We start from the raw sequence: 17,880 nt of genomic DNA, 5'->3' as shown, positions 1-17,880 counted from the left end.
TAAAATTTAACAACTTATTTATCTATAATTAGGCAATTTAACACGCTCTTTTAGATCCTTTTTGGCATTACCTCCAAAAATTTTTGAAATTTTTTTCACCAACCTGCTTGATGCTATTCCAAGGGCAGCATTAAAAAGTGTGATGCCCAACTTTGTCTTAGGATGTGCTACCCATGGCACTCCTGGAGGTAAGTTTTGAATATCTTCAACAAAAGGTCTCATCAACTTTTCGTAAGCTTCAAAAGCATCTTGATGATTTTTATGTCGTCCTAATTCACCTGCCAATATATATGCGCCCACAATGGATAGACTTGCTCCCATTCCTGACATTGGAGTGGGGCAATAGGCCGCATCACCAACCATTGCGCACCTTCCATTAGACCATCGAGGAGCCTTTACCTGACTTATACGATCAAAATACACATCTTTACTTTGATCTAATGCTTTTAGAATACGTGGAGCTTGCCATCCGGCATCTGCAAATTTATCCTTCAAAATTTCTCTCTGTTTTACTAAATCTAATTTTTCATAGCCGTTATCTGGTGAAAGAAAAGAAAAGGAAGCTCGGGTTGTACCCACATTATCAGGTCTTGTGTTTAAGACTCTCGAGCCAGGTGCATTATACCAATATGCCCATTCATCATCAGACTCGATCCGAGGAATGGTGAGATATGAACAATAAACGCCAATATACTTGATTTGTGGCTCATCTCCGAACATCAACTTACGTGTCGTGGAACGGATTCCATCTGCCGCGATCACGAGGTCAAAAATGCGCGGCGCATTATTTTTAAAGGTAACTAAAACCTGATTTCCCTGATCTTCTAACACCGTAATCTGGTCATCAAAAATATAACCTACATTTTCCTGGGTTGCATGATAGAGGATTTGAGCAAGATCCCCTCGGAGGATTTCTAATTCAGCCGTTCCAAAATCTGAATTTGCTTTTGGAAACTCAGCTTTAATACGATGAGCGGCATCGACAAAACGAATTCCTAACTCACCAGTATTAGCGGCTAGGATTTTATCTTCCAACCCCATGAGTTGTACGACTTTCTGTGCTTCATCTCTAACATCTATATTTTGTCCACCTAATCTCAATTCTGGAGCGCGCTCTACTACAGTCACTTCAAAACCAAATCGAGACAACCAAAAAGCAAGAGTTGGACCAGCAATACTGGCTCCAGATACTAGTACTGTTCTTTTTTCCATGAATATTTTTAAATAAAAATAAAGCAATATGTATATTAATACATAACATAATACAATTAGTTTTTAACATACGTATTACTTATAATCGGTTAAATTGAGCTTTATGTAAGTCACGCCCAGACTATATATCAACGTAAAATCAATCACAACATATGTTACACACTCATAACTAATGCTTTGAACAAAACATATTATTAGAAATATAATAACTAAATAGCTAATGCAAATTATTTGTCAGCCGATACTAAGTAAAAATTGTAGGATAATCAGATCTTTTTTTTTCATATAAACACACTTGATCTATTTGGACTAGCTAGCAAGCATAATTATCAATGACCATTTTAACAACCGCTAGTTTAACTATACAGTGGAAAGGTTAGGATTTAATTATTGTACATTTCTTGCCAAAAAGAATTTCCATGCGAGCTCCTTGCTACTTTTTAAAAAGTACATCTGCAAAAGAATGCAACGATACCCCCCCCCTAAAAGGGGATAAATTTCACTCACTAAAACCTGCTGATATTCATTGAGTTTTAGTGAATGAAATATTAAATACTTAAGATATTATTATAATTTTTCCAATGTAAAGTCATCGCCATAAACAGTTCCAGAACCTGCCTTATAAAAATATAGGGTTGCTGTAGTTTGTGTCGCTCCTGTTGTAAATGTAACTGAGTTATTGATATATGAGGTCGTATTAAAAGCGACATTAACAGCCGTGCCGCCATAGCCTTTAACTCCTAACAACACCTGTTGGCCAGCTGCAGACACTTTACCATAACCAGAAAAGCGATATGTTGTATTGGGTTGTAAACCTGTTAAATATTGTTCTATAGCATTGGCCCCACCTGATAATTGAATGCATTTTAAACCGGTACGCACATTGGTGTTGATAATAGATGCATTTCCACCCCAAGAAGTCCAAGGGGAAAGTGTGCCTGTTTCAAAACCACCATTGTAAAATATAGGCAGATTATAAACACGAACATAATCCACTTGCATATTAAAAGGTAAATCTGCATTTGTAATGGCTCCTGGCCAACCAGCACCTCCAGCTTGATTTAAAATTATATAAAATGGAACATCAAATGGCCATTGTTGCCAAGTAGCTCCACTGGCTTTGTTATAAGTATATTGCAAAATATTGTTGACATAAAATTTGAGTGCAACCGGGCTCCATTCTAGACTATAAATATTATAGTCTGCTGCATTATAACTCGTAGAATGTGTAGCACTTGTGCCCCCCCCAGAACCTGTAACTGTAGCATTGTGTACGGACTGGTGTACGACCATCTCATTATTAACATGTTCCATAATATCAATTTCGCCACAACCTGGCCATCCAGCGTAAGCTGTTGCAGGCTCTGGCATCATCCAAATTGCTGGCCATGAACCCCTACCCTGTGTAAATTTTGCTCTTACCTCAACCTTACCAAAAGTCATACTGAATTTATTCTGAGATTTTACTCCCCCACTATGATAAGGGACTGGATCTGTTGGAATCACAGCATTATCCATACGCAATAATAAGTTATTACCATCTTGCGAAACATAATCAGAAGTGTGCGTCATATATTTGTTCCAGGCAACGGTACCACGTTCTGCATAACTCCATTTACTATCGTCAAATCCACCGACTGTATTAAATTCATCTGACCAAATTAACTCGTAATCGGATAGGCTTTGTAAAGAAGAAGTAATCGTCAAAGCATTTGTTTTTGATACACTTACCATTTGATTACTTGATTGATCTACTTGTTCTTTGTTGCAAGATACTATTGTACTGCAAAGAAATAGCAAGGAACTTGCTGTCATAAAATTTAGGATTCTCTTGTTCATAATGATTATTAAAAAAATTTAAAATGTGTTCACTATAAATTGTAACTAGAAAATCCTCCTTATCACATTTCTTTTTCAGTCTATTCTAATCTTAGCTGCTTTAGTTACAAATGATTAATTTATTAGTTATGTAGTACATAATATTTCTAAGATACAATAATTTTTATAATAACTATTTTTTTTATAAAAAAAATTTATACCCAAATTCACTCTGTAACATCTATTTATTAGCCGACTATGGAGAGATCAATAAATATGTATATATTTTATTTATCCCATAGCCGACAATTTCACTCCATTAATGATACATTTCAATACTTAATATCTACTAATATCTTTATGACATGAAAAATGGTCAACTGGAATTACATATCTATTATCTAGAAAAATAATCTAACAAAAATAATAGTGGCAGCAATGCTTTTGGAATGGCTAAAGAGATGGAAAGACCGGTTGTATAGATATAAAAATCAATGGTATACAAATACTTTATTAGGTCAGATTAAGTATTACATGTAATCAATTTATACAGATATCAACGTAACACATTTTCGATATTTAGTAGTAATAATTGCTCAATCACCTCTATTTCAACTTCAGAAATATTTATCAGATAAAAAAGGTTACCATAGCATATCCACAAGCCTACCGAAATTATTGAATAACTTCAAACCTGATCAAAAATCCAAAATAGAATTTATAATTAAAATTAGGTATTTTAGTGTTGGCGAGTGATACGTCCGCTGTAGATAACATAATCTGTATCTCATTTGATTCAACCTTGAGTATTTGTGCATGATAACCTACCATTGTGATTTTAAGACTTTGGTCCATAAATCCAGCTATTTCAAATGTCCCAACTGTGTCTGTTTGAGTCGTCTTACACGTAGAGAGGTTGGTGATTACTGTTCCATTAGTAGATTTGAGAACTCCTTTAATAGGTCATTGATTTATATTATTCGATTCCAAATCATTTTTAAATGATATAAATGTGAGTTTAGCCTGAACCCAACTATGTAGGGAAAGCCCGATCATAATAGGCAGTAAAACATACTTTTTTTTATGTTTTTTGGTTTCGTTTTCTTTGGCAACAAAGAAAAGGTTTACAATATTGGTTAATTTTTAAGTATACATTATCAAATGTATTACTTGAATATGCTAGCTTTATTTAGTATTATCCCAATTCAACATTGCAATTTTCCTCGTTTTATATTTGCAAAACAGCATTAATACTTGAAAAGAATATTTGATAAATACTCAAACCATTGATAAATTACATGTAGATAACTAAAAGATTTTCAGTGTTATTTAATGTACGTAAGATTTAAAGAAAGATAAGTTTGTAGATGTTAAAACTAGATAGTAGATTGATTTTTTTTCATTAAGTAAGAGACAGCGCAAAGAATATTTTTTCAAGAATAATCGTTTTATGTATGATTTGTTTATCTTAGTCAAGCCCAATCAAAAACCCATAACGATGTACGACATTCAAGAAATCACTGAAGAACAAAAACATAAAATTGCCATTATGCGCAATGAAGATGTGTTTAAACAGTTTTTCATGCAAAATTTTGAAGTTCTAAAAGGCTATGCATCATCTATTATAAAAGACGGATATCATGCTGAAGATGTAGCATGTGAAGTTCTTTGGGAAATTTGGAATATGGGTCCAAAACTTGTTCAGATCAAATCACTATCTGCCTATACATACAGAGCGACAAAGAATAAATGTCTCAATCTATTGCGAAACAAAATCATTCAATACCAACCTGCAGAAGTGTATTGTGATACTCTAGTGGACGACTTATCACCGGAAGCTCTACTCATATCGAAAGAAAAAACTCGAGAGATAGAACGAGCTATAGATCAACTTTCGCCTAAAACCAAAGAAGCTTTTCTATTGGTAAAAGATTGCCAAATGACTTATAAACAAGCTGCAGAAACGATGGGCATTGCGGTAAAAACAGTAGATCGACATATCCAGATCGCGATTGAAAAATTGTATTTTCTATTAAAATCAAAAAAATAAGATTTCATATTGGGGATATTGATCTTTTCATGTGTCTTCATGATAAACCCTAAAAATATGTCATCAACAGATCAGCAATATCTACAATTGATTCATAAAGTTTTGGACCAAACTATCACGGGACCACAACTAGATGATCTATATCGTCTGATGGCTGAAGATGAAAGCAGAATCGATCTATACCTTTTCCTTACGAACAGTAAACCTACTTCTACCGAAAAAATAATATCGATCGAGACGCAATATGAAAAATCTAAGCAGAAATTTAAATTAACTGCTATTCAAGAAGAACAAATCATACCGCAACAACAAAAAATATACAGTAAAATAAGAAAATATAGTATTCCTCTAGCGGCAATACTAATACTTTTTATGCTCGCAATAGTTGTAAACTACATCTATAAACCAATGACCAATGACAACATCATACTTATATCTGCCAAAGGAGAACGCAAATTCTACCGGTTGAAAGACGGTACGGAGATTTGGCTCAATAGTGAGAGCAAATTGGAGTACAACAAGTCATATGGACATAGTAACCGTGATGTGAAACTCTCTGGTGAAGCTTACTTTAATGTTGCAAAAAACAAAAAGCTACCTTTTCATGTCGATTCTTATGGTAACCGAATCGAGGTATTAGGGACTCAATTTAATGTCAGAGCATATCCCGAAGAAAAGAGAATGGAAACAGCATTGATTGAAGGGAAGGTCAACTTGCAGATAAAGGACAATGGTAAATTTCGCCACTATATCATGCAGCCTGGAGACAAGATTGAAGTGACCAATATGATGACCAATGCCATGCGGATCAACACAAATCGTCAAAGTGCCTCAACTGAAAATACGAAAGTAATTATTGATATAAAAAAAGCTAACTCTGAAGACGGTGAGCAACTGGATATGCTTTGGACTAAAAATAAGCTTGTTTTTCAAAATGATCCACTAGCGCTTATGACAAAAAAAATGGAACGTTGGTATAATAAAACGATTCTAATCGAAAATGAAAAACTTATGAATGAATCTTTCAGCGGTGTATTTGAGGAAAAAACCTGTAAAGATTTACTTGACCTGTTGATTAAAACAGGTGTTAATTTACATTATACAGAAAAACAAGACAGTATATTAATTTATTAAAACTTAAAATTATGAATCAGAACTTTACAAAAAAGGGTATATCGTAATGATACACCCTTAAAGATGAATGAACAAGCACAAAGCCCTAGGAAAGTAATGTGCTTAATTACTAACTTCTAATATCTAAAATTATGAAAAAAAATTCACATGTCGTCAGTCATGTGCCAATTCTTTATTACCTAAAGTGGCTCTTCATGGTAAAATTTACGCTTTTACTTATTGTAGCTTTTGGCTACAGTAGTTATGCAAATTCGACACTTGCTCAAGGCAACATTACATTAAAAAACAAAAGCATAAAATTTAAAACTTTACTGCAGTTGATCGAAAAACAAACTGATCTGCGATTTATCTACAATGACAATCAGATCGACAAATTTGTGATCAGTGATATCAATGCAATTAGAAAACCATGGTATGAACTATTGGAACCTATTTTACAAAAAACAGGACTAAAAATGCAGGAGATCAATGGTGGTCGCATCATCATTTCACCAATCGTAATACAAGATCCAAAATTTCATGGTAAGGTCACCGATAGCAAAGGCGAGCCTTTAGCTGGCGTATCCATTAAGGAAAAAGGATCTGATAGAAGTACACTTACAAATGAAAAAGGTGAATTTACAATTGCAGTTAAAAACACTCAAAGTACGATCATGATCAGTAGTGTCGGTTTTGTTTCGCGAGAATTATCTTACTCATCGACTTTTCAATCTATCCAATTGGCCGATGATCTTGCTCAACTCGAAGAAGTCGTTGTCGTTGGTTATGGAACGCAAAAACGTGTCAACTTAACAGGTGCTGTTTCCGCTATAAGCGGTCGGGAATTGGAGAATAGACCCGTTGTCAATGCCACACAAAGCTTGCAGGGTGTGGTCCCAGGACTAAATGTGAATGTTGGAGGGAATACCAAGCCTGGTCAAAGTTTCAATCTCAATGTACGTGGAGTAGGAAATATCAGCGGTACCGATGGTCCTTATGTACTTGTCGACGGAATGGAGATGTCACTAGCAGATATCAATCCCAGCGATATTGAAAACATCTCGGTATTAAAAGATGCATCAGCATCTGCGATATATGGATCAAGAGCTGCGTACGGTGTTATTTTGGTAACAACTAAAAAAGGTACCGCAGGAAAAAAAGTAATCAGTTTTACTGGTAATACTGGACTCACATCCCCTGTAAGATTACCCGATATGGCCAATTCGGTAGAGTTTGCCAATTTCTTCAATACAGCAACCTTTAATGCATTGGGTACAAAGCAATATTCGGAAGACAAAATTGCGCTATTGCAACAGTATATTAATGATCCAAGCAGTCTGTCGATCTTTCCAGAAGTCAACACGAACAATTATGCAAGCTGGGAAAACAGTGCCAATGGAATTGCTAATACTAACTGGTTCAATCTGCACTATAAACCTACTGCTCTACGTCAGAATTATACCGTAAACATGAGCGGAGGTAATGCTGGTACTCAATTTTACGTATCGGCAGGTTATTACAACGAAGAAGGAATCTTGCGCTATGCAAATATTGACTATAAACGCTATAATTTCAACAGTTCTATTTCTTCAGATCTGACTTCTTGGTTAAAAGTCAAAGCCAATGTTAAATATACTAAAAACAACAATCAAACACCTTTAGCAGGATACGAAGACATGTTCTTTCACAATTTAGCTCGTATGCGTCCTAATGTATCACCCTATGATTTTTATGGAAACTGGAATGAACAATCCATGGTGCCATATTTACAATCGGGAACAAAAGATGAATTAACAAACAATACATTAGCTATATTAGGTGGTGTAGAAATAAGTCCGCTAAAAAACTGGAAAATATTTGCTGATCTCAATTACAGATTGGATAATGATGCCAATGATATCTTAAAATTACCAGGCACGATCTATGGCATCGATGGAACGTCCTATCTTGTTAACCGTTCTGAGTACAATATACCCTTAGGTGGCAGTTTCGAACGTAAAATGAATACTAACAATTATCTCACACCCAACATCTATACCAATTACAAAATTTCGGTCGACAAGCACAACTTTGATCTCACAGCCGGTTTTCAGCAAGAGCTAAATCAGTTTAAGGAAATCTATACATCCGCTAGTGATTTGATTAGTTTTGACCGCCCTGGCATAGACTTATCAACAGGAACCAAATCCAGTAAAGAAGCCCGTAATCATTGGGCAACTCGTGGTTTCTTTGCGCGTTTGAATTACAATTTCGACCAAAAATACCTATTGGAAGTGAATGGACGTTATGATGGTTCTTCACGTTTCGCATCCGACAATCGTTGGGGATTCTTTCCATCGGTATCGGCTGCATACAACATCAGTGAAGAATCATTCTTTAAAGATGAAGTCAGCTGGGTCAATCAACTGAAAATAAGAGGTTCATACGGATCACTAGGAAATCAGGCTGGAGCAGGACTCTATGCGTACTCGGAAAACATGAGCATCGTCGTACCAGGAGCTAATGGAGCTGGGGGAAGGTATTATTTTGAAAATGGCCGCGAGAGCTACATAAACGCTCCAGGAGCATTCAATCCTTTGATTACTTGGGAAACTGTACGCAGCGCAAATTTCGGTCTTGATTTTACGGCATTCCAATATAGATTGACAGGTGCAATTGATATCTATCAGCGCAATACCAAAGATATGCTCGGTCCATCTCGAGATGTAGCCGATCTTTTCGGTACAGTACCTGCAAAAAGTAATAATGCTGATTTAAGAACACGTGGCTGGGAAGTCAATGTTAAATGGCGTGATCAACTTTCTGACGATTGGAGCTATAACCTAGGCTTAATACTCACAGATTACCAATCAATGGTTACGAAATATCAAAATCCAACCAAATTTGATCCAAGTGGACAATGGTATGAAGGCAAAACCTCTGGTGAAATCTGGGGCTATACCGCCAATCAATTGATCCGTACACAAGCAGAAGCAGATGCTTATAATAAATTGGATCAATCATTTTTATCCGCTCGTGATTGGATCCCTGGAGATGTCATGTATCTAGATAACAACAATGATGGGAAAATCAATAATGGGACCAACCGATTAGGTGATATGGGCGACATTTCCATCATCGGAAACAACACCCCAAGGTACAACTATAGTTTATCTGGTGGATTAACGTGGAAAAATTTATCGATGAATATGCTGTGGCAAGGTATTGGTAAAAGGGATTTTAGTCCAGCAGTTGCCGATGCTTATTTCTGGGGAGCAGGTGCCCTAGCACAAGTGACCGTTTTCAAACAACATTTAGATTATTTCTCTGAAAGTAATCCTGATGCTTACTATCCAAATCCTTATGCAGCACCTGCAGGTGCCATCAATTCTTATATCAATAAGACACAGCTATCTTCAACCCGTTATTTGCAAAGTGCTGCGTACTTGCGCCTCAAAAACCTAACTATCAGTTATAATATTCCAAAATCATTAATACAGCGCTGGAAATTCGAACGCATCAATCTATTCTTTAGTGGCGAAAACTTGTTGACTTTTAGCCCATTGGCGAAAATGTTTGACCCAGAAACCATTAACGGCGGTTCAGGTACTGGGAAGATATATCCCTTGAGCAAAGTGTATTCTTTTGGTCTAAACGTTAATTTTTAATCCGAGCAACATGAAACTATATAATCTATATTTATGCCTACTTGCAGCAAGTATTACGATATTTTCAGCATGCAACAGTAATTTTCTGGATCGGGAACCATTGGATCAGCTATCCACAACAGGGAGTTTATCTTCGACCAATGAGCTTAAATTGTATGTCAATCAATTCTATCAAACTTTACCCGGTCATCCGAATTTTACCGGTGGTATCGGGCCTGCTTTTGATGACGCACGTACTGACAATATGATTTTTACCAGTGTGGATCCGAGACTTAGCGGACAGTTGACGATCTCCAATGCTTCCAACATTAGTGAATACACGCAAATAAGATCGATCAACTTTTTTCTAAAGCAATCTAAAAATGCAAAAGGAAATCAAACCGATATCAACAAATATCTTGGCGAAGCATATTTCTTCCGTGCTTGGTATTATTTCGAATTGGTCAAAAAGTATGGCGATGTCACCTGGGTCAATCAATTGTTGAGTTCCGAAGATGAATCCACGTTATTAGCTAGGGATAGTCGTATTATGATCGTAGATTCTATCCTCAACGACCTGAACCGTTCAATCGATCTTTTACCTACAGCATCTACTAATGCGAGTATGCGTGTGCACCGTGATGTAGCTCTGGCATTAAAATCGCGAGTTGGTCTTTATGAAGGAACGTGGCAGCGGTACCATAAATTAAAAGGGACACCATTTGCGAGCACGGAAGCTACAGAAGATAAGATTAAGAGTTATTTGACTCAAGCACGCGATGCCGCCAAGACTATTATAGATGGTAACCGCTGGAAAATATATACCACCGGAAAATTCAATGATGATTATCGCAATATGTTCAATACGGCAAATCTTTCTACAAACAATGAAGTTTTATTATATCGACGCTATAATCCTTCAGAAAATGTCGGACACGGTGTTTCCAAATACCTATCAACAGGAGGAGGAGATATCGGTTTGACCCAAAGTCTCGTGAGTGATTATTTAACAGCAGATGGGAAACCATTTGTAGGTACACTACAGACCGAAGTGCAAAAAACATACAGCCAAGATTTAAGACCTACAGTTCGTGATCCACGATTGGCACAAACAGCAGTAGTGCCACAGGCACCTTTACGACCTGATGCTGTTGCAGCCAATTTTCCACCGATCAATCAAAGTGGATTCAATCGTTCCACCACAGGTTACCCGATGTACAAATATGTGGAATACAACAGTCTTCCTGCGGTATCTGATGATGGCATGAGTGCTGCTCCTGTCATTTATTTTCGTTATGCAGAAGTATTGCTCAACTATGCGGAAGCTATAGCTGAACTTAAAGAAGATCCGAGTAAAATTATTGATGCGATACGACCATTGCGTGCACGCGTTAATATGCCTGACATGGACTTCGACCGAGAATATAATACTTCAGTAAACTATCCTTTTGCACAGCTAGACAAATATATACAAGCAGTGAGAAGAGAAAGACGTGTTGAACTCGTAGCTGAAGGTCTGCGCTTGCAAGATATTTTCCGTTGGGCAGCTGCTGATCAACTGATCGTTGGCAAAAGACCTTTAGGTATCCTTTTTATGGGAAGCAATATTGCGCAAGAAAACAGCAGTGCAGGTTTTTACAAAGACAATCTTTTATACTATGACACAGCACCAACAGGAAAAAATGTCAATTTCTTCCTTTCAGGTAATCCTGGTGATGCTACACGCTACATGGATCCTTACAAAGCAGTATTGCCAAGTGGCTATCGATTTAGAGTCGATCGAGATTACTTACTTCCCATCCAGCAACGGATGATCGAATTGACAAATGGTAAATGGAAACAAAACCCAAACTGGTAAAATCACTATCATGAAGACATTAATTTATAAAAAAGGAAACTTCGGTTTCCTTATCCTCCTAATCTTATTATCGTTAATTGCTTGCAAAAAAGAAAACCTTCCTGCTAAACCTGTCTCTGGTCCATTTCAGGTGACCAGTACCGTGACAAACGAAATAGAGAAAATAGCAGGTACTTATACCATAAGTATTGAGGGGACCACCAATGGCTGGTGGGTTACTTTACCGGCAAATGTACAGTGGTACAGTGTGGAACGCAAATTCGGATCTGGTAATGTAACACAAAAGCTGACGATCAAAGCAAATGATTCGGGTCAAGATCGATCAGGCTGGGTCAAAATAAACTCCACTTCAAAAGAAGAATTAACCATCAACTTTAAACAAAAAGGCTCATGAAATTAAGTTTTATTGTAATTCTAGCGCTTGCTTTGACTACAGGAAGACATGCTTACGGACAAAAAAGACCTAATGTCTTGATCATCATTTCCGATGACCATGCCTATCAAACCATAGGAGCATATGGTTCAAAATACGGAAAAACACCCCAGATAGATCGTATCGCCAATGAAGGGGCTATTTTTAAAAATGCTTTTGTCAACAATTCAATATGTGGCCCCAGTAGGGCCACTTTATTGACAGGAAAGTACAGTCACAAAAATGGTTTTAAGGATAACGAGACTTCCGAATTCGATTTCAGTCAAGATTTATTTGTCAAACAGTTCCAGCAGGTCGGTTACAATACCGCCTGGGTCGGTAAAATCCATTTGGGGGATAAATTACAAGGATTCAATTATTTTGACATCTTGGTTGATCAAGGCACCTATTTCAATCCAGATTTTATCAGTAAACAAGGACGTAAACAAAGTGAAGGATATGTGTCAGATATCGTGACCGACAAAGCTTTAAATTGGCTCGATACCATAAATCAAGAACAACCTTTTTGCTTGGTTATCGGTCATAAAGCGACCCATCGTACATGGATGCCCGATCCTGCAGATTTTGGCACTTATGACAGCGTTGATTTTAAATTACCGGAAACCTTTTACGACGACTACGAAAGCCGTAAACCAGCCAAGCTTCAGGAGATGTCTATTGATAAGGATATGCGCATGGGCTACGATCTAAAGATGTTCGAATCTGTTGAAGCGATGATGCAGGATGGTAATTTTAAACGCATGACACCAGCACAGCAAGAAAAATACATCAATTATTACAGACCGATCTATGAAGAACTTAAGCAATCCAAGTTGACGGGAAAAGCTTTAGCAGAGTGGAAATTTAAGCGCTATATGACCGATTACCTCAATACTGCACAATCCATGGACAGGAACATCGGAAAAGTATTGGACTATATAGACAGTAAGCAACTCAAGGAAAATACAGTCGTCATCTATCTGTCCGATCAAGGTTTTTATATGGGCGAACATGGTTGGTTTGATAAGCGTTGGATGTATGAAGAATCCTTCCGTACACCGATGGTCATGCGCTATCCAGCATTGATAAAACCCCATACTGAAATTAATGCCAAAGTGGTCAATGCCGATATTGCACCGACTCTACTTGAACTTGCATCGGTCAAAAAGCCGAAGGATATCCAAGGTGAATCTTTTGTACATGTGCTCAAAAAACCTAACAAAGAACATAGGAAAGATCTTTTCTATCATTATTTTGAAAATGGGGAGCACGCAGTAAGTCCACATTTTGGAGTGCGTGATGACCGATACAAATTGATCAGATATTACAAACGTCTAGAAACCTGGGAATTATTTGATTTACAAAAAGATCCTCAAGAACTTCATAATGTATATCTTGATCCTGGATATGGCGCTGTGGTCAAGATGATGAAAAAAAAGTTAGTAAAACAAATGCGTCTTTTTGATGATAAAGAAGCAGAAGAAATCTATAAGAAAAATATAGATTAGTATATTTAAAGTAATGCAAAACGCTCATATATATGGGCGTTTTGTATATATAAAGAGATATCAGGCACCAGTATGTTTATCAATTTCTAAGCTGATTTATTTAATACTATTAAATGTGTAGCATAAATATTGTTTTAATCGTTTAGTACGTATGAAAAAGATCGTGATATTTACCATCCTTGTAGGCTTTCTCTCTAGCTGCTGCAGTATGAAAAATACTGGAGATAAGAGCAATCTTGTTATTACAGGGGAAATAACTCCGTTAGGAATAACTACCTTTCAATATGGAACACACATGATAAATGCAGAGAATAAAAGCTATGCGTTGAAAAGTATTAAAATAAAGTTGGATGATTATATAAATAAATCTGTTATAATTAAAGGTAAAAAGCTCGCAGGCTATCCTTTAGAGGGTGGACCCGAATTGATTGAAGTATCAGATATTTCGCTCAAGTAATGATATTGAACACAATACAATTTCAGATATGAAAAATGTTCATCAGCACTCCCCTTTCTCAGTAACATGTCATCGATCTAAATACATCCTAAACACAACAATAATTAATTATTAAAATTAAAAAATGTATGATTCGTCACTATTCCTTAATATTATGTATTGCAGCTGTAACGTTAACAGGTTGTCAAAATCAAAAAACGGTAAGCTCGTCCAATGAAGTAAAACAAAATGACTCCGCACTACCCACACTTCAAACACATTTAAGAACAATAGGTAATAATTTCTCAACAGATTCTGTACAATTGTCTTTCACTGTGATCAATCATGCAGATACGGTGCAGCATTTTTGCAAATGGGAAACACCTTTTGAACCATTTTTAGGAAAATACATGGAAGTTCTCGATGAGGAGGGCAACGAAGCACTTTTTACTGGTCCTATGGCTAGAAGAATAATGCCCCCTTCTATAGAGAGCTATATTCATGTGCAACCACATGATAGCGTGAGTACCATATATAATCTAGCCAAGAATTACACCATTAAGCCGGGAAAATACACCGTAAAATACACGGGCGGTGGTGTTAGTGGACTTGATAAAGGAAATGAAATCAAAATTGCAATAACTGGAAAATAATTAGTTTAAGCTTACATGATATGACAAATCATTTAAGCTTATATCCAAAATTCACATTTTTAATAACTAAATTTCTACAGCGATCAAAAAGAAGTGACTAATCCTTTGATTAGAAATATTTTTTTCTGACAATAATTAATTTCCCCAATTAATTATTGTCCCAAATCATAATGTAACATGTTTGCTTCAAATTTTATATTGAACATCTTCCCATTAAACCAAAAAAATAATTTTCATAAGATCGATTTTGTGATATTTTCACTAATTTAAAAGTATTAATAATAAAATATAGATTCCGGTCAATATCTCTATAAATTTTAAGGAATTGAATTATTCATCAAGTATAATCATCAATTAGTACATGAGCAACAGTCATATTTATATACTAAGCGGATTGGGCGTAGATCGAAGAGTATTTTCAAAAATAAACTTTGAAGGTATAAATATAGAATACTTAGATTGGATGTCTCCGCTTCCGAGTGAGTCAATGGTATCATATGCTCAAAGGTTATCATTAAAAATAACAGTCAAAAATCCCATCCTAATCGGGCTATCTTTTGGAGGCATGATGGCAATGGAAATAGCAAAGATAATTAAAGTAAAAAAAATAATACTGCTAGCCTCCGCAAAGTGCACTAAGGAAATACCCGTACTTTACAGAATCATAGGAGCGCTAAAACTCAATAATATTATTCCTAATAATTTCCTCAAAAAACATACTATGGTGATGAATTATTTCTTTGGCATAACTTACGAAGAAGACAAATTGATGCTCAAACAGATTTTACGTGATACTGACCCACAATTCTTAGTATGGGCAGTCGATAAAATATTAAACTGGAAAAATGAAATCATTTCAGCTGATCTCATTCATATCCATGGGAGTAAAGATCGTATAATCCCCATTAATAATATCAAGACATCTTATGTAATCGATCATGCTGGTCATTTTATGACCATTACCCATGCTAAAGAGGTCGAGCTTTTATTAAGAAAACTTTTAATTTAAACGTGTAGACATTAATCAAATACTGAATTTTCATATAGTTTCCACAGTCCCAACTGATTTGATCGAGCATAATTTTGTCCTTTATTAACTTTTTTTATTACCACTATAATCTACACCTTCACATCTAAGGAATGTATGTGTTGGTACGGTGATAAATTTGAAAAAGTAGACTGCGCTGCTAAAAACCAACCCAATATGGTTATAGCACGTGATAAACATAGATTATAAAACTTTTAGAGAATAAAGATACTTTGAGTATGGAAGATATAGGAAAGATATGGTACTCAAAGATTGGAAATGAGGTTGAATTTTTCACGAGTTCAGGAAATCATCCTGTATAAATAATATCAACCAAAATCGGAGAATTACCAAATCATCGTAACGAGTAAATTTGAAGAATCAATCTTAATGTCTTATTCAAATACAAATCACTCTAAATTCATATACATGATGTATAAAAGCGAAAACAATTACTGCTTCAGCTTCGCTCCAATCTGCAAATTTCTTTTTTCCACTTCCTCTAACATATACATTGTTTGAATAACAAATGGATGGCCTTCAATCGGAGTAATTGGTTTTTGTCCCAATTCAGTAAAACAATAGAAATCCAATAGTCGTACCATACTTCGAATTGTAGCGACAGTACCCTTCCAATAGTAAAATTGTTCCTTTTTATTATTGAAATGCTTTAATACCAAATCCTCATTGATGATAAGCTTTGGACCTTGACCTGCATTTTTCTGTACATAACTGACCAATAATTCATTATCTACTTTTAGATCGCTCATGAGAAATAACCCGATCGACTTTTGTTTATGCTTGTTAATAAACACGCACATCGAAAGCTGAAGTTCATCTACAAGATTTTTCGTATAAAACGAACCTAATATCAAATTACAATTATTACCCATTATAAAATCAAATTATAGTGTGTGAACCAATTTAAAAACTACATAAGTATAGCTTTAACTTAATATACAAATATAATATTCACAAATAAAGGAAAATTACATTAGATTGATAAAATTTACAATTGCCGTGAGATGCAGATTTGCAGATATCAGTAATAATGACTACATTAATAAGTAATATAAAAAAAATGAATAGCAAAATTATAGGCGCTGGAAATTATATTCCTTTACATACCGTTACAAATAAATTTTTTGACGAGTCTACTTTCTTTGACGAAAACGGAGTACCATTAAAACAGTCAAATGCAATTATAACCCAAAAATTAAAGGAAATAACTGGAATTGAAGAAAGGCGTTATGCAGAAACTGACCAAGTGGCATCTGACCTTGGTTTTCTTGCTGCACAGAAAGCAATCGAAGATGCTCAGATCGATCCCGAAACCCTAGATTATATCATCTTTGCTCATAATTATGGAGATGTTGTGCATGGATCTATACAGTCCGACATGGTTCCAAGTTTAGCCTCTCGTGTTAAACACCTTTTAAAGGTTAAAAATAACTTTTGTGTTGCGTACGATTTATTATTCGGTTGTCCGGGGTGGATTGAAGGCGTCATCCAGGCCAATGCATTTATTCAAGCAGGTATTGCTAAAAGATGTCTGGTTATCGGAGCAGAAACATTATCTAGAGTAATAGATCCTCACGATAGAGACAGCATGATTTATGCAGATGGTGCTGGTGCAGTAATCCTAGATGCTAATCAAGATGATTCTGGACTTCTATCTCATCTATCGGCTTCTTTCACCCTTAATGAAAGCGATTATTTATATTTCGGCAAGTCTTACTTCCATCAGGATTCAAATACCAAGTATTTAAAAATGAAAGGACGTAAAATATATGAATTTGCGCTAACAAATGTATCTCTGGCTATGAAAACGTGTTTTGACAATAGCGGTTACTCCATAAAAGAACTTTCTAAGATCATCATTCATCAAGCTAATGAGAAAATGGACGAAGCGATCGTAAGCAGGTTCTATCAACTATACGATCTCCCGAAGCCGCCAAATGTTATGCCTATGATCATTCAGAAATTGGGCAATAATAGTGTTGCAACCATACCTACATTATTAGCAATGATTCTACACGGAGAAATACCCGAGCATTCGATCAATAAAGGAGATATTACGCTATTCGCCTCTGTTGGAGCAGGCATGAATATCAACGCGTTTGTCTACAAATTTTAAAACTGTCAAAATAAATCCCATGTATAAGTT

Annotated in this window: 13 protein-coding genes; 10 read left to right on the top strand and 3 right to left on the bottom strand. The window is 35.8% G+C overall.

Annotated elements, in window-relative coordinates; translation table 11 throughout:
* Window positions 1-18: 18 nt before the first annotated feature.
* Both B3P23_RS14305 and B3P23_RS14300 read right to left on the bottom strand, forming a co-directional pair.
* A complete protein-coding gene (locus tag B3P23_RS14305) occupies window positions 19-1,212 on the bottom strand; it encodes an FAD-dependent monooxygenase (RefSeq protein WP_045756311.1) in 1,194 nt (397 codons plus the stop codon).
* A gap of 567 nt (window positions 1,213-1,779) precedes the next feature.
* The gene (locus B3P23_RS14300; RefSeq protein WP_293927298.1) at window positions 1,780-3,051 is read right to left on the bottom strand and encodes a family 16 glycosylhydrolase; all 1,272 of its coding nucleotides are present in this window, start codon (window positions 3,049-3,051) and stop codon (window positions 1,780-1,782) included.
* A gap of 1,429 nt (window positions 3,052-4,480) precedes the next feature.
* Between B3P23_RS14300 and B3P23_RS14295 the strand changes: the two genes are divergently transcribed.
* The 9 genes from B3P23_RS14295 (at window position 4,481) to B3P23_RS14255 (ending at window position 15,695) form a co-directional block, all read left to right on the top strand.
* Window positions 4,481-5,080, top strand: a complete 600-nt coding sequence (locus tag B3P23_RS14295; RefSeq protein WP_045756552.1) for a sigma-70 family RNA polymerase sigma factor — start codon at window positions 4,481-4,483, stop codon at window positions 5,078-5,080.
* Window positions 5,081-5,137: 57 nt separating this feature from the next.
* Complete coding sequence (locus B3P23_RS14290) at window positions 5,138-6,214, top strand: FecR family protein (RefSeq protein ID WP_045756553.1); 1,077 nt, start codon at window positions 5,138-5,140, stop codon at window positions 6,212-6,214.
* Between the two features lie 131 nt (window positions 6,215-6,345).
* A complete protein-coding gene (locus B3P23_RS14285) occupies window positions 6,346-9,840 on the top strand; it encodes a SusC/RagA family TonB-linked outer membrane protein (RefSeq protein ID WP_293927294.1) in 3,495 nt (1,164 codons plus the stop codon).
* A gap of 10 nt (window positions 9,841-9,850) precedes the next feature.
* On the top strand, window positions 9,851-11,677 hold the full coding sequence (locus tag B3P23_RS14280) for a RagB/SusD family nutrient uptake outer membrane protein (RefSeq protein ID WP_293927291.1): 1,827 nt from the start codon (window positions 9,851-9,853) through the stop codon (window positions 11,675-11,677).
* A gap of 10 nt (window positions 11,678-11,687) precedes the next feature.
* Window positions 11,688-12,071, top strand: coding sequence for a hypothetical protein (locus tag B3P23_RS14275; protein ID WP_293927288.1), 384 nt, complete (start codon window positions 11,688-11,690; stop codon window positions 12,069-12,071).
* The gene (locus B3P23_RS14270) at window positions 12,068-13,597 is read left to right on the top strand and encodes a sulfatase family protein (RefSeq protein ID WP_293927285.1); all 1,530 of its coding nucleotides are present in this window, start codon (window positions 12,068-12,070) and stop codon (window positions 13,595-13,597) included. The genes B3P23_RS14275 and B3P23_RS14270 overlap by 4 nt, the downstream gene beginning before the upstream one ends.
* 208 nt (window positions 13,598-13,805) lie before the next feature.
* A complete protein-coding gene (locus B3P23_RS14265; RefSeq protein ID WP_293927282.1) occupies window positions 13,806-14,054 on the top strand; it encodes a hypothetical protein in 249 nt (82 codons plus the stop codon).
* Window positions 14,055-14,182: 128 nt separating this feature from the next.
* Window positions 14,183-14,686, top strand: a complete 504-nt coding sequence (locus B3P23_RS14260; RefSeq protein ID WP_293927279.1) for a protease — start codon at window positions 14,183-14,185, stop codon at window positions 14,684-14,686.
* A gap of 361 nt (window positions 14,687-15,047) precedes the next feature.
* A complete protein-coding gene (locus tag B3P23_RS14255; RefSeq protein WP_293927276.1) occupies window positions 15,048-15,695 on the top strand; it encodes an alpha/beta hydrolase in 648 nt (215 codons plus the stop codon).
* Window positions 15,696-16,165: 470 nt separating this feature from the next.
* Here the strand turns inward: B3P23_RS14255 and B3P23_RS14250 are convergent, their stop codons facing one another.
* A complete protein-coding gene (locus B3P23_RS14250; RefSeq protein ID WP_293927274.1) occupies window positions 16,166-16,483 on the bottom strand; it encodes a hypothetical protein in 318 nt (105 codons plus the stop codon).
* Between the two features lie 311 nt (window positions 16,484-16,794).
* Between B3P23_RS14250 and B3P23_RS14245 the strand changes: the two genes are divergently transcribed.
* The gene (locus B3P23_RS14245) at window positions 16,795-17,850 is read left to right on the top strand and encodes a 3-oxoacyl-ACP synthase III family protein (RefSeq protein ID WP_260948796.1); all 1,056 of its coding nucleotides are present in this window, start codon (window positions 16,795-16,797) and stop codon (window positions 17,848-17,850) included.
* The last annotated feature ends 30 nt before the right edge of the window (window positions 17,851-17,880 follow it).

The sequence above is a fragment of the Sphingobacterium sp. UBA6320 genome (genome assembly GCF_002440335.1).
Classification (GTDB): domain Bacteria; phylum Bacteroidota; class Bacteroidia; order Sphingobacteriales; family Sphingobacteriaceae; genus Sphingobacterium.
This window is presented reverse-complemented; position numbering and strand designations above follow the sequence as displayed.